Below are 14,614 nucleotides of genomic sequence, written 5' to 3'. Positions count from 1 at the left end.
GAAACGGAATATAGCATGACTTTTCGTTTGAATAAAGGGGAAAGTGTTTGGTATGGTGCTGACATGGCAGATGAGTATCAGTTCCCCATGCAATTAGGACGTTACACCCTCCTTGAAATGATCGGTTCGGGAGGGATGGGAGAGGTCTTTTTGGCCCACGATCCGGTCTGCGATCGAAAAGTCGCTCTTAAACGGATTGCTCCGAAACGGAGAGGGAAAGAAAAAACCCGCATCCGGTTTAAAAAAGAGGTGCGGATCCCCGCACAACTTGCCCATCCCGCGATCATTCCTATCTATGAGCTGTGCGAGTCGGAAGAGGACCTCTACTATACGATGCCCTTCTTAGAGGGAGAGACGTTGCAAATGATCCTCATTAAAGCCCGCCTTGCCGACCAGCAAGGACTTCCCCCGACCGTGATGGGACATTCGATCCCCTCACTCATGCTCGTCTTCTTAAATATCTGCCAAGGGGTTGAGTATACCCATTCGAAAGGATTTATCCACCGCGATTTGAAGCCCGGCAACATCATCATTGGAAAGCATAACGAGGTGACCATCCTTGACTGGGGGGTTGCTACACACATTTACAACCCTGAAGAAGAGAATGGAGATGCGCCCCGCGCTGAAGGGCAAACCAACCCCCGCGGTGCTGCCGGAACGATCGAGTATATGGCCCCCGAACGAGCCTTTAAAGAGCCCGCATCGATTAAAACCGATATCTATTCTCTAGGAGTCATCCTCCACTTTATGCTTACCCTTCATGTCCCCTACAGGCGGCCCGACACGATTAAAGCGTGGCGCGAGCAGCTCATGAAACATGGGGCGGAACCCCGGATCGATCCCCAAGAAGAGGCTCCCTATCGAGACATTACTCAGCAGCTCTGTCGGATTGTTCACCGCTGCCTCCACCCCAACCCAGAAAAGCGGTTCGATTCAGTAGGAGAAATCATTAACGAGCTTCAACTCTACATTCAAGGACGTCCCGACTGGGTCCCCGCCGAAACCTTCAACATCCATGAAGAAAAAGATTGGGAGTTTCAGGAAACGGTCATGCTCACCAAGCAGATGGCCATTTCCCGTTACGCAGGGGTGATGGAGTGGATCCTCCTCACCCTTTCCAAAGCCTCCTATTCAGGAAATATTCAGGTCAAAACAAAGATCCAGATCGAAGAAAAAGGGGGCGGAATCGGGATTCTCATGTGCGTTCCCGAAAACAGTGGACAACAGAGTTTACAAAAGGGGTACCTCTTTTGGATCGGCTCAAAAGAAAACCCAGGTGCCAAGCTCTTCCGCGATAATATCGAGGTCTCCCGCATCGATGATCTCTTTTTAGAGCCAGGGGTCCCCTACACCATCGCAGCCCAGCGGCAAGAGAACCAAATCACCCTCACCATTAATGGGGAGCAAAAGCTCTCCTATACGAGCCATGTTCCCCTTGTTGGCGGCCGTTTTGGAATTGTCTCCAAAGATACCGAGTTTGAGATCTCCCCGATCGAACTTTCAACCGGGAGTCAAAATGTCCTCATTAACTGCCTCTCCATCCCCGATGCCTTTCTCCTCAACAAAGATTATGAGCGGGCGATCACCGAGTACCGCCGAATTGCCCACTCCTTTAAGGGGCGCCCTGAAGGGCGAGAGGCGATCTTCCGCGCAGGCTATGCCTTTATCCAAGAAGGCGATTTAGAAAGTGCCCTCAACGAATTTGAACGGCTCTACAAAGGGCCCGGAGCTCCTTTGGAATATCTGGGGAAATCTCTTGTCTACCAAGCAGAAGGAAATCTCGAAGAAGAGGTCAAATGTCTAGAGCTCGCCATTCGGAAGTTTCCGAAGCACCCTTTGCGCCATGTTCTTGATGAGCACATCCTTTTCCGCCTCCATGAAACAGCCCAAAAAAACCGGATGGGGGCTTATGCCTTTGCCCTCCTCGCCCTCCGCCACCTTCCCCGCATCTGCCACCTTGCCGAAACAAAGCGGCTGATCAAAAATCTTAAGATGAGCTGGGAAGAACTCCCCTTTATCGCCCCCCTTCCAAGTGGCGCCGACGAAAAAGAAGAGGAGATCCACACCGCCATTAACCTTGCCTTTTGGCTTGCCCGCCCCTCCAGCCTCTACGAATTGACCCATCCCCTTCCCAAAGACTACAAACACCGTCTCCTCCTCCTGGAAAATGCCCTCCGTGCCCTGCAAGAGCTCGGCTATCCGAAGCTGATCGACTTTATCCTGAAAACCAAGTACCCCGACGAAAAAAAACTCACCTTGGACATTCCCCTTCCCCCTGCCTGGGAAGCTTTACTCAAAGGAGACCCCAAAAAAGCAGCCAAAGAGCTGAAAAACAAGCCCACTGAGGACCCCTCCTCGATCTACTTTATGCTCCAAGGGTGTTACCTCGCTCTCACCGAAGGAGAGGAGGCCGCCCTTGCCCACTTCGAGCCCCTTCTAGAGACCCCCTTCCCTCCCACTCCAGCCCTCCTAGGTCACTTCCTTAAAGGATACCTCGATCCCTGGATGAAAAACGCCTTTGTCTGGGAGAAGTTCCAGCTCTATAAGCAACTCTCTCTCTACCACCACTGCCTAGGAAATTCAGAGAAGGGGACCCATTATGAGGCGTGCGCTAAGGAAATTCTTGATAACGCCCAGGTTTCTCTCAATTTTTTCTAGACCTTAAAATTTCCACCCTGACCAATTTCTCATCCATATGAAAATGGTCAAGACTAATTTCATATGGATGAGAAATTGGTCAAATCACTTACTTTAAACAAGTTGAGATAAAAATGTTTTTGCAGAAACCACTATGGGGCGATCGTAGCTAAAGCAATCGACTTCCTCATAAGGAGCATCCATAACGACTTGGAAGGCATGCTTTGCTCCTGTCATCTTAAAAAAATAGGTAAGGTCCGGAGAAAGACTCTGTTTAGACTGCTTAACTTCAACAAGGAACCAAGGAATATCATTTTTGGTCACAAGAAAGTCAACTTCTCGCTTTTCTTTGTCTCTCAAGAAATAGAGGCCGAAGTCTCCTTCCCCTTTATCGGTCCAGTAGTGGCAGGTCTTTAGAAGGTGAGAGGCAATGAAATTTTCAGCACGAGCTCCTTTGTCGGGAACAAGAGACCAATCCCATAAATAAGCCTTGGGATCCTTTAAAAGGGAGCGGGTGATATTTTTTGACCAGGGTTGAATGGTGAAACAATAGTACATAAGTCTAAGGGTATTGAGCCATCGACGGATTGTCTCAATCGAGACCCGCACTTTTTTCGAGAGAGAGGTATAACTACAGAGGGACCCGGTTTGTTGAGAAATGATAGCACCTAAAAGTTCCATCTGTTTGATCTCTTGTACATTGGTAAGGTCTCGAACATCTTCATAGAATAGTTGCTGGAGTCGGAGCTGGCTCCAGCCCCGGTAAAAGTCCATTTCTCCTTTAAATAAAGGCTCAGGAAACCCTCCAAAGGTAAAAAGAGCATTAAACTCATCATCATTTAATTTTGAAGGAGGTCGGATCTTTCCCTCAAAGGGGCTGCTGGTAATGAGCTCGCCGCAAGAAAAAGGGTGAACGCGATACCTTAAATAGCGTCCCATTAGACTATCGCCTCCAGTTTTGTAGACATCTAAACGAGCACTTCCAGTCACGACAATTTTAATCTCCCCATAGTGGGAATAAGTATCGAAAAAGCCCTTGAGAAGGGTTTTCCAATCCGAATATTTATGGATTTCATCAAGCATTAAAAAAGGGGGATGTTTTCTTGCCTTATTTAGATCGATCGCTTCGGCAATTTTCTTGGGTCCTTTTAAAATAAGCTCTCGATGATCGAGGTTATCCCAGTTGAGATAAACTGTATCGCTTTCTGCCACTCCCGGAAGGGTTCGGCAGAGCGTGGTTTTTCCCACTTGCCTGGGGCCCATAAGAAAAACCATTTGGCGGTATTCCTTAAAATGATGCTCGATTAAGGGGCGATAAAGACGCCGTGTAAAAGACTTTTCCATTTCTGACCATTTTCACATGGATATAACTTTTGGTCAAGACCTCATTCAATCGCCAAGGAAATTCTTGATAACGCCCAGGTTTCCCTAAACTTCGTTTAATTCCTAATTGACAAATGAACCAAAAAAGCTTAAAATGAAGCCAAAACTTCACTAAATGAGTATGGAAGAAAAAAATATTTATTCAAAGCTTCGAGAAGTACGGAGATCTAGAGGACTGACTGTCAACAAGCTTGCTGAAAAAATGGGGGAAGACCACCAAAAGGTGGGAAGAATCGAGCGAGGGAGACGGAGTCTTACCCTTGACTATTTAATGAAGGTATCAAAAGCCCTAGATATCCAACCCGAATCCTTTTTAAAAGAAGAAGAAAAAAGCTCCCAAGAAAACCCTCAAAATGCCTCTTTACTCCTCAATGATATCGTTGTTCTTGTAGAAGAGAAAAATTCCCAATTGCAGCGCCCCTTAAATGCCAAGCAAAAAGGGACACTCGTTTCAAAACTCTACGAGCAAGCAAGTCAATTCCCACCCGCTCAAAGAGAGCAATTTCTAAAGTCCTTCCTCGACACTCTCTTGGCAATCAGTACCTAATAACTCTGGCTGAATCAACACACCATACATCCCTAAGATAATCTCATCTGTTGAGATTGTCTGCTGGCTCTGGCTTTGTCCACTTGGAAGATAAAAATATTCACTCATGACACTCTCCTCCTATTAGGATTTGTTCTGTCACACTTTATATCAAAACATGATTTTTTATGTCAATTTTTGATATTTTTTAAGTCAAAAAATCTAGAAAATCTGATCACAATAAAGTTTTGTTTCTTTAATCTCTCTATAGATTTGCGTTCAACCGTGTGAAAATTGATGCCCCCAACCTTTGCGATCATTATTGGGATCTCTGACTATCCGACTGCCCCCTTACCTGCAGCAGAAAGTGATGCAATTACATTTGCAAGAGCGCTCATCCACTGGGGAATTCCAGAAAGTCATGTGACCCTTCTTACAGGAAAAGTAGACGAGAAGAGTTTAGAGACATCCCTTTCTCTCTTAGCAGACAAAAAAGAGCCTTTTCAGCTTCTCTTTTATTTTTGTGGGCATGGATACCGGACAAAAGAAGCGACTCCCGAGTCTTACTTAGCCTTTTCAACAGAAAAAGGCTATAGCCTTGAAGAACTCCTCCTAAAAATAGGAGTTTTAAGTACAACCAATACCTATCTTTTTATCGATGCCTGTCACTTAAGGCTCAACCTGATCTTCAACCCGAAACTCAAGGAAGAGGTGGAGGGGACACTTCACTCAAAAAAAAACCTCTTTTGCCTCTTTTCCTCAGGAATCTTCCCCTCCTATGAAGATATAGAAAGCCACTATGGCTACTTTACCCAGGCATTGATCGAGACCCTTAGCACACTTCGAAAAACAGATCTCTCCCCCTCTGCTCTCTTTAAAATGACGCGAGAAAAGATGGCAAAAAAAGAGCTTCCAGAACCAGAGATGTATAACATAGGGGTCCACCAAATCGACCTTTTTCCCCCTTTAGAGTCTTCAATCCAAAACGACTCCATTGTCCGCCCCGAGGTCCATGCAGAAATTCAGGATCTTCTTGCCGAAAACCCAGAAAAAAACCTTTGGATTATCGGAGAGCCCCTAAGCGCCCAACTAAAAATCCACTCCATCCCTCTCCCCTTAAACGCTCCTCTTGAAAAGAGGAAGCGGCATGAGCTCCTCCTTTTTGAGGCATCTGATCCTCAAAATGCAAAAAAGGTGATCGCTGACCTAAAGAAAAATCAACTCCGAGCCATCTTTTTTTCTCCCTCTCCCTTTCGCTCCCCCGACTACATCGAGTACCATATTCCCCCTCTTACCGATAAAGAACTATCACTCATTCTCAGCCAAGAGCATGGAGCCCCCAAAAACCAGAGTATTAAAGAAGAAAAGCGGGCAATGGCCGCCTTCTACTCCGCTGGTTTCTATATCGACGAAGCCCTTTTTCTAAAAGCGTTTAAAATCAAACCAAAAACCTTAAGGTTTTTGGAAGAGATAGGGCTCACTTTCTATGAAAATGGCGAATGTCATCCAAGAAACTGTCTCCTTGAATTTGTCGAATCTCAGCAACTTAAGCTCAATAAAAAAGGAGCCCTATCCTACTGGAAAAAACAGTGTGAAAAGCTACCCAACAACATTAGAGCCGCTCAAAGTCTTATTCTGACTCTCAAGTGCTTTGGTTATGAGCCCAAGTTTGACACCACCCTAAAAAATACATTTCAGATCCTTTCCAAAGACCTCTCAACCCTCAAAGAAGGAGCAGATATATTTTTCTCTGCTCGTATCCTCACCCCTAGCGCCCTTTACCTCGCCGAAATCCTCTTAGAGGTTGGAGAGCTCTCCCTAACACAAAAGCTTCTAGATATTCCTTCCCCTCTACAAGCTCCCCTTCTCAAAGCCCATCTCCTCTGGAGACTCGGCCAGTTTGAAAAATCCCTAACGCTCTCTTCCAAAGAAAAAGGGCTAGAGGCCCTTTTTCACCAAGGAATGGCCCACTATTTTCTAGGAAACTGGGAAGAAGCCACCCAAAAACTGTCAGAGGTCAAGGAAAAAACCTCCCATCCCCAAACGCTCGGTTGGATCGAGTGTCTTCTTGGAACCATCAATGGAACTCGAGGGGTTGAAGTGAAAAAAAGCATCCAACAGATCGAATCGGGCATCAACCACCTTCTCCAGTCTAACATTCCAGAAGATGTATGGGTAGGGTGGAATAACCTAGGGGAAATCTACCTTAAAACAGGAAGGCTGTCCCAAGCAACACGCCACCTAGAGAAAGCCTTAGAATCTGCAAAAAAGTGCGCGAACCCCAACAGCTTCCTCGAGGTCGCCAGAAATTTTCTAGAGCTCGAGCTACAGAGGGGGCCTAAAGATCTAGATTGGCTTGACACCATTGAAAAAAACCTCCCTTTCCTCAGCGAGCCCACTGTTGCTATGCAGATTTACAACACGCTCGCAAAAGCCTACCTTCAGCTTAAAAACCCCCTCCAAGCACGCCCCTATATCAAAAAAGCCTTCCTCCTAACAGCCCCCAGCAAAGCCCACCACATCGACACGCTTGCCAATGCAGCTTCCTACTTCAAACTCAAAGGGCTTCCCCAAAAGACACACCACCTTCTTATGCAAGCTCAAAGTCTTGCTCTTGCTATGGATCACTCGCAAATGGTTAAACAACTTACGCATTAATTCAAGCTCAACTTACACCCCGAATCTACAACAATCCAGAAAAACTCCTCGCAAAACCACACTTTCTCTAGTATCCAAACGGGAAAATATTGACTATTTTAGATTTTTTTCGAAATTTGTTGACATAAAAAATACATTTTTAATATTGTTGGTTTTTTTTTAACAAGGAGACGCGCAATGTCAGTAGAAAACTTATCAAACCATAGACAGAAGATCATAGAATCATCTGCTTCGCTAGATGTCAAACAACTCGTTTGCTTTGAAGTCAAAAAAAGAGATGGAGACAACGCATTTGCATCCCAGGTAGATGCCAATGAAAGAAACTGGACATCAGCAAGTGAACTTGAGCAAATCCAGATGTTTGCAGATCAATATAAAAAACGGATGAGGAATCATGAAATAGCAATGGTTCCAATGCACATAGGAAGAGAGGTTCTTAATAAAGCCTTCAGCGTTGGAAAAGTAGGAACAGGCAAAGTTGTTGTTGGGGCAGCCCAATGGGGCGTTGATAAAATCATGGGTTTTGCCATTGATGAAATGGATAAAAGGGGAAAGGCTTCTGCTAAAAATATTTTAGCAGAACATCTTCAAGGGTTAAGTAGTTCTAAACAAAATGCATTTCAAAATGACATCAACCAGATTTTAGCCGATTCCTCTCTTTCTGAGCAGCAGCAAAGTGAGCGAGCAAGAGAACGGCTCTTCTCTTCTCTTCGAGAAAATCCTTCTAAAAGCCTCACAGAGTTTGATGAAAATGCCCAACCAGTTGCAATGCAGTATGTAGCTGAATCCCTTCAAAAAAATATGCAGAATATGGGAGCCATCTTCGGTGCTCAAATTGGAGATCTACAGCACGATGTAGGTAACTTAGAAGCAGTGACCACCGGACTAATGAAAACCCAACAGAAAACCTATCGAGCAGTACAGAGCCTTCAAAAAAACATAGATGTTTTTGGAAGGAAAATGGATCATATAAATGGTAGGGTTCAACGTAATTATGAGGAGATTAAAAAACTTCAGGGTGGGGTTCAGGGAAATAGAAGAGCTATTTTAAATAATGCTCAGCAAATTCATATTGTTAAAGACATGATGTTTGGGGAGTTAAGTCCGGAAAAGCAACTGGAGGCAATCCGTTCGGGGGCTTTTCCTGAGCAGGCTCATAGAAAAGAAATGCTTGAGGCAGCCGTTCAAAAAAGGGAGATGATAAGAACTGCCCAATTTGCGATGAATGGTGCATCTATCTTGCTTCAAGCTGCAGATACCTTTGGCGCATATATTCCTCCAAAAACACGAAAAATGGTCGAGGTTGGGATGCAAGTGGGTAACATTGCTATCCACGCGATGACTGGAAACTTTATGGGAGCAGCCCAGTCACTATTCGGGCTGATAGGAAAGAAAGGGCCTGATGTTGCAGCGGTCCGCCATAAGCAAATTATGAACCAATTCGATCAAGTCTTTAAAGGGCTAAATGCTCTTTCCGAGGGGCAACAAAAGATTATGAAAAACCAGCAGAAAATGTTCACAGCCCTGAATCAACTTATGGAAGGACAACATAAAATTTATAAGCGGATCGAGCTTGTCAGCCAGCAGATCGAACAGACGGAAAAAAATATTCTAAAAGAGATTTCTCAGATTAAAGAGTACATTTTTTTTGGCATAAGGTTAAACGTCTATAACCACTTTAAGTTAATACGAGATGCTCATGCAGTTTTTAAAGGCCTTGAGGTAACTCCTCAAGAGTATGATTTTATCGAGGGACGCTTTACCTCCTATGAGGGCCTACACCGTTTTATGGTGACTGATAAAAATGGAAGAAAGCTACTGAATGCAGTTGATGCATTTGAAAGCGCACTGAGCCATGACTATAAGTTTTTTGCCATCTCAAGTGAAAATGAAAATAAAGTCCAACTTGATGCATATCTTAAGTTTGATAAGTGTGTATGGCAGCCTTTGATTAGCTTCTTCAAAAAAGAGCTTCTAACAGAAGGACCAAGGCGGGATGTTAGTCCTCTACTCATTCCAATGAAATCTTACAAGGGGCTTAAGCAAAGGGAAGATCGATTCAGAAGTGCAGAACAAAAAGCTATCGGTTCATTGGAACATGCCAAACATGTATACAACCACTTATATAACTATTTAGTTCCAGAAACAGTGATTGAGTTTTCTGAGCTTCTTTTAAAAATGCAAAAATACCTTCCTTTTATAAAAAGTGGAGGGAGGCTGTTTACCTTTGAAGAGCTTCTCTCTAGTCGTCCAGGAGCTCGTGCAACAATCATCCTCAAGCAGCTTCAAAAACTTATTGAAGTAACAATTGCTCAACAGACTCTCCTTGGAGGAGATAGAGTCCTTCCCTATATCATTCCTATTTTAGCGGAAGGTCCTGGTCACCATAAGTTTAAAGAAGCAAGAGACCTTGTTACAGCACAAATCAAAGGAGGAAACCACCCCTTTTTTGACAACTTTATCGTTGAGTACATTAGGGAAAAAACCAGCTCTCTTCCACTGAGATATGGGAATGCATTAAAGGGTGATCGGGAAGATATATTTAAACGTGTTCTCGGTTCGCACTGTGGATATAGAAGGATAAATAAACAGTGGTTTATTAGCTTCTCGCCAGATAAAGGAAATTCTTCCTATGCTCCTTTGCCTACCTACCATCAAGTCAACCGCCCTCTTTATCAGCAGCGTGAATTGCTGGGAAAGCTTATGGAACTTAGATCTTCCATTGGACAAGCACTTATGGAGCATGAATCTGAAAAAACAACGGCTTATAAAAAGATCCTTACCCAGGTTATGACACGTCAAGTAGCCGATTTTTCTTATAAGCACCCAGAATCTTCTGGTATAAATAAACCTGGGTCAAGCAATAACCATGCCGCTAGGTCTATAGACTCCGCTTCACCGATTGATAAACTCATTCAGCAAAGCAAAGACTACCTCTTCCGCTTTAGAAATCAAGCGGATAAAGAGCTGTATGTTTCTTCTGCTGACAGCATACCCTACGCTGAAAAGCGAGATGCTTATACAAATACCTCAGCTTTTAGAAGAGAATTTAAACTCATTCCGGTCAGAAACCAAAAGGGGTACTTTGAAATCGACCTCTTAAACGGAAAAAACCTTTACATCTCTTCCGCAGATAGCACCTTATATGCTGAAACAAGGAGAACACACACCAACACTGAATCTGAAAGACGGAGATTTAAAGCTACTTATGCTGGAAGTGGGTATTTTACCTTCTCTTTACAGGATAGAAGGGAGCTTCATATATCTTCAAAAGAAGGGAATAAGCTAAAAGCGGCAAAGCGTGGACAGGAGACAAATAAAGTTTCTTCCTTAAGAAACTTTAGACTAGAAAGAACTCCATTGATGGATCGTGCCAGTCAGATCAATGCCATGATAAAAAAGTATCAAAAGAGGTACTGGACCCTAGAACTTCCTACAGAACGAGAGCTCTATGTTTCATCTGCAGACAGAATTCCCTATGCAGAAAAGAGAGATACCCACACCAATAAAGCCCGTGATAGAAGGAGCTTCAAGATCAATCCTGCATCGGGGAAAGAAGGATACTTTGAGCTCAGACTTCACGATGGAAGAGAGCTTTATATCACTTCTGCTGCAAGCCATTGCTTATTTGCAGAAGAAAGAGATGCATACACAAATACCAGTCCAAATCGAAGGAGATTTAAAATTACTCCCGCTCAATCAGGTTGCGTCAACCTATCGCTCGGGGACAAAAGAGAAGTTTATGTCTCATCAGCAGACGGCAAACTATACGCAGAAAAACGGGGAACCCATACCAATAAAGAAAGTAACAGAAGAGACTTTAAGTTAGTCCTTCAATAAACAAACAATTTAAAAGGAGAAAATTATGTCAGCAATTACACAAACAAATTCAAATCAAATGCAACTTATACAGTTAGAAAAAGACCTTAAACGGTATAGTGACTGGAATCAAAAAGCTTTAGATTCGATTAAAAAATCTGAAAGAGAAATAAAACACCTTGATAAAATGATGCTTAAAGAATGGGCATCATATCCTAGCCTCAAAAAAGTTAACGAGTATAAAACAAGACGTGGCCTTGCTGAATTTAGTATAAACCTCGCAAAGGGAACTAATATATGGCCAAAAAAGATTAAAGAAACTCAAAAAAAAATTGAATCCTTAAAATTGATGATACTCATTGATAAAAAGATCGATAAAAAAGGCGATGAATTAGAGGACCGCATCTTAGAGAAGATCGAAAAGAGGTTTGGTGATGAATTCAAGCATCTTCAGGAGCAAATCGATGAGTTAAAGTCAAGGAGTTATGCTGTCTTTAGCAGTGGATCCAGTAGTGGGAAACACAATGGATATCTATATCAAAGTAATGGAAGTATTTTTTCTAAATTTTCAGACTCTCTGTCTGCTTCCAATGCAAGTAAAGAGCTCACGGTTACTCAAGTCGGAAGCGGCCTTTTTGAGTTCGACTTTGTAGATGGCCGAAACCTCTATGTTTCCTCTAGAAACAATCAGCTCTATGCGGAAAAAAGAGGAGCTCATACGAATAAAGCTACTGCAAGGAGGCGGTTTAAAATTACCAAGTCTAGAATAGATGGTCATGTCCGCCTAACACTAAGTGATGGACGGGATATCTATCGCTCCTCAGCTGATAATAAGTTTTATGCGGAGAAGCGGGATACTTGTACAAACACTGACGAATCAAGGCGAGCATTTAGAATGATACAAACTCCTTACATGAGCAGTGTGAGTGAAATCAGGAGTCTTGCTATAAAGGCCCAAAATTATATTTGGTGTTTAGAGCTCCCAACAGGAAGAGAGCTCTATGTTTCATCTGCAGACAGAACCCCCTATGCAGAAAAGAGAAATACCCACACCAATACAGATCCGAAACGAAGAAACTTTAGGATTGTCCCCATAGATGGACAAAAAGAGTACTTTGAATTCAAACTGCAAGATGGTCGAGAGCTTTACGTTACGTCTGCGAGCACTCACACCCTATATGCACAAAATAGAGGCACTTATTCCAATACTTCCTCAGATAGGCGTTCCTTTAGGATTAAACCAGCTGGGCAAGGATATGTGAATCTATCGTTAGAGGATGGACGAGAAGTGTATCTCTCTTCATGCGATGGGAAACTCTATGCAGAGAAAAGAGGAACCCACACTAATAAATCAAATGAAAGAAGAGACTTTAGATTAGTCCCTCAGGGGAGGTAACAAATCTATTTACAAAAAATCTAACATCCATAAAATGGTATAGATTTTAATTTGTTTTTCAACAGAGCCAATTGCAAAATTCAACGGAAAAACTGTTCATAAATCAGTAAAAATCTGAAAAACCTCGAATGCTGAGCAGCCGGCCTTGGTTTAGACGAATTAAAAAAATATATATGTTGAAATTGACTGTTTATGAGCAAGAGGAAGCTCTTTCCTGTTGGATGAAGTATTCTGATAAAGGAGCTTAAGCTTCTTAACGAACCAAATTTAGCAAAGCATCAGCAGTCAGTGCAAGAATACCGAACATAAGATGACAGGCTACTTTAACATTACCTCTAACGCGAATCATTCTACCGCCAAAGTCATCCTTGAGGCGGCTGTTAACCCTTTCAGCGGATGAGCGCTGATTATATCTTATTTTTTCTGGTGGCTTCCAATTGACTGTTTTTTGGGCTTTTGCTTCTGCTTTAAATTCTGCTTTAGCTAGAGCATCTCGACGAGGATTTACATCGATAATTGGAGTATGCTCAAGGCTTTTGCTATGTTCTATAATTTGAGGGCAGTCATAAGCTGAGTCCATCAGATCATAGAGGCTTGTGACTTTACTAGCAGTTTCTTCAGCTAGGGGTATAGCAGCTTGGCTGTCATGGAGAGAAGCTGATGTTACAAGGCAGCTTATCGGGATGTCTCCATTGGCTGTATCAATATGGCATTTATATCCTATCCAATACTCCCGGTTACCCTTGCTATTGGCTTTTGCCCCTACATCACAGTTTTTAGGGAGATCGTTCAGCCGTTCTTGTTGGGTCATCTTCAACTGTCGGTCTAGGCGTTTCAATTCTTTAGGGGCTTCCTCCCCTTTTTTTGGACGTCCTCTCTTCTTTGCTTTTTTGCTTTTCTTTTTTTTCGGGGCAGGCCTCTCTCTAGCATTAATAGATGTTGAGTCTCTAGAAAGATCCCCAATAATCCGGTTTTCATAAACCTTTTTGATCAGAGCATTATGAACACGCTTTGGGAGCTCTGATGCTGAAAACTCAGCAAAAACCCTACAAAAAATTGATTCGTCTGGAACTTGTCCTCTTTGTTCCCACCCACAAATTTGGCACAACGAAAGGTCTGACTTCAATCTATCAACCAATGCTGTTGTTGTTGCCATATTGTATACGCTTTTTGCGACAAACGCTCTAGCGAGAGCGGGCCGATTTTTTGGAGGTCGGCCTACACAGCCAAAGGATGAAGTCAAGAATTGTTCGATCCTAACCATTTCAAGTATACTTATTAACTGCATTTGTTTTTCAGTAAGAGGACCAAGCTCCTCTTCAAGCTCGGGGAAAAGAGAGCCTTGAATTTTATTCCAATACTGTGATAGGGTGTGGTACATTGATCTCCTCCTGGGGTTGTGTTAGGTTTGTAAAGTATACACTATACCCCAGGATGGATTTCTTTTTGCATGTAATTCCAGAAAAAATAGTGATTTTTCAGAATTTATCGGGTAGAAGGAGCCGTCCCGTGGACGGCTCCAACCCCCACACAACCCGCCGTGCCGTTTTCCGGCAACGGGCTGTTCAATTAAGGTCTCACAGAATAGGTTGATCTTTCTGCTACACTATCGATTTCTTTTCTCATGTGAGGTATTTACCTTTCTTTTGCACGAAAGACCCGCCCCCTCATTGCATAGGGAACATGTTTCCTTCGATAGTTTCCTTAATTGCCGACCGCTTCCCCATGTGCTTAGCTTTCCTAAACTCGGAGTACTATCAGTCGGTCTGACTCCCCTATTTGCTTCTCTTCCACCTCGCTTCATGGGCTTGAATGAAAGATACGGCTTCCCGACAAGTAGGGGTCTCCCACGTTCACACACAATCTTTTGTAAACATGCCATCAGCTGAGATCCCGGAGATTCTACGGCTACTCATCAAAGCGTAGCTTTTGTTCTGTCTTCCCCTTATTGCATAAAGGGTCAATAATCTCACATCTTGAGCCATTTCGGGACAACTCTGTTCACTTTTGTTACGGCCTATTTACTTCCTGTCTACGCTTCACAACTTTTGTTCCACCTAGTTGAGGTGTCCGCCAGCCGCGCAAGACTTGGTTAGTGGCGTGTCAGGAATGCATATAAGCTCCTCCCTGTGCACGATTCCGTTTTTCTTCCAAATAAACCTTAACAAAACGCATTTGTTAGCCAGCTGTCTATA

General features: G+C 43.3%; 7 protein-coding genes. 5 read left to right on the top strand and 2 right to left on the bottom strand.

Features of this window, described 5'->3' with window-relative positions; translation table 11 throughout:
* Positions 1–15: 15 nt before the first annotated feature.
* Positions 16–2,658 (top strand): protein kinase domain-containing protein, encoded by a 2,643-nt coding sequence (locus NEPTK9_RS00625; RefSeq protein WP_194846894.1) that lies wholly within the window; start codon positions 16–18, stop codon positions 2,656–2,658.
* A gap of 93 nt (positions 2,659–2,751) precedes the next feature.
* Here NEPTK9_RS00625 and NEPTK9_RS00620 read toward each other — a convergent pair whose 3' ends face one another.
* Positions 2,752–3,981: an ATP-binding protein gene (locus tag NEPTK9_RS00620; RefSeq protein WP_194846893.1), complete on the bottom strand. Its 1,230-nt coding sequence runs from the start codon at positions 3,979–3,981 to the stop codon at positions 2,752–2,754.
* A gap of 160 nt (positions 3,982–4,141) precedes the next feature.
* On the opposite strand from NEPTK9_RS00620, the gene NEPTK9_RS00615 reads away from it, so the two are divergent.
* The 4 genes from NEPTK9_RS00615 (at position 4,142) to NEPTK9_RS00600 (ending at position 12,419) form a co-directional block, all read left to right on the top strand.
* Complete coding sequence (locus NEPTK9_RS00615; protein WP_194846892.1) at positions 4,142–4,567, top strand: helix-turn-helix domain-containing protein; 426 nt, start codon at positions 4,142–4,144, stop codon at positions 4,565–4,567.
* Positions 4,568–4,843: 276 nt separating this feature from the next.
* Positions 4,844–7,204, top strand: coding sequence for a caspase family protein (locus NEPTK9_RS00610; protein ID WP_194846891.1), 2,361 nt, complete (start codon positions 4,844–4,846; stop codon positions 7,202–7,204).
* A 177-nt stretch (positions 7,205–7,381) separates the two neighbouring features.
* Positions 7,382–11,044 carry a hypothetical protein gene (locus tag NEPTK9_RS00605; RefSeq protein ID WP_194846890.1) on the top strand — a complete coding sequence of 1,221 codons (3,663 nt, stop codon included), beginning with the start codon at positions 7,382–7,384 and terminating at the stop codon, positions 11,042–11,044.
* Between the two features lie 25 nt (positions 11,045–11,069).
* Positions 11,070–12,419: a hypothetical protein gene (locus NEPTK9_RS00600; protein ID WP_194846889.1), complete on the top strand. Its 1,350-nt coding sequence runs from the start codon at positions 11,070–11,072 to the stop codon at positions 12,417–12,419.
* A 253-nt stretch (positions 12,420–12,672) separates the two neighbouring features.
* Here the strand turns inward: NEPTK9_RS00600 and NEPTK9_RS00595 are convergent, their stop codons facing one another.
* Positions 12,673–13,800 (bottom strand): transposase, encoded by a 1,128-nt coding sequence (locus tag NEPTK9_RS00595; RefSeq protein ID WP_194846888.1) that lies wholly within the window; start codon positions 13,798–13,800, stop codon positions 12,673–12,675.
* Positions 13,801–14,614 lie beyond the last annotated feature (814 nt).

Source organism: Candidatus Neptunochlamydia vexilliferae, assembly GCF_015356785.1.
GTDB classification, from domain to species: domain Bacteria; phylum Chlamydiota; class Chlamydiia; order Chlamydiales; family Simkaniaceae; genus Neptunichlamydia; species Neptunichlamydia vexilliferae.
The sequence above is the reverse complement of the archived record's forward strand: the minus strand, read 5'-3'. Positions and strand labels throughout refer to the sequence as shown.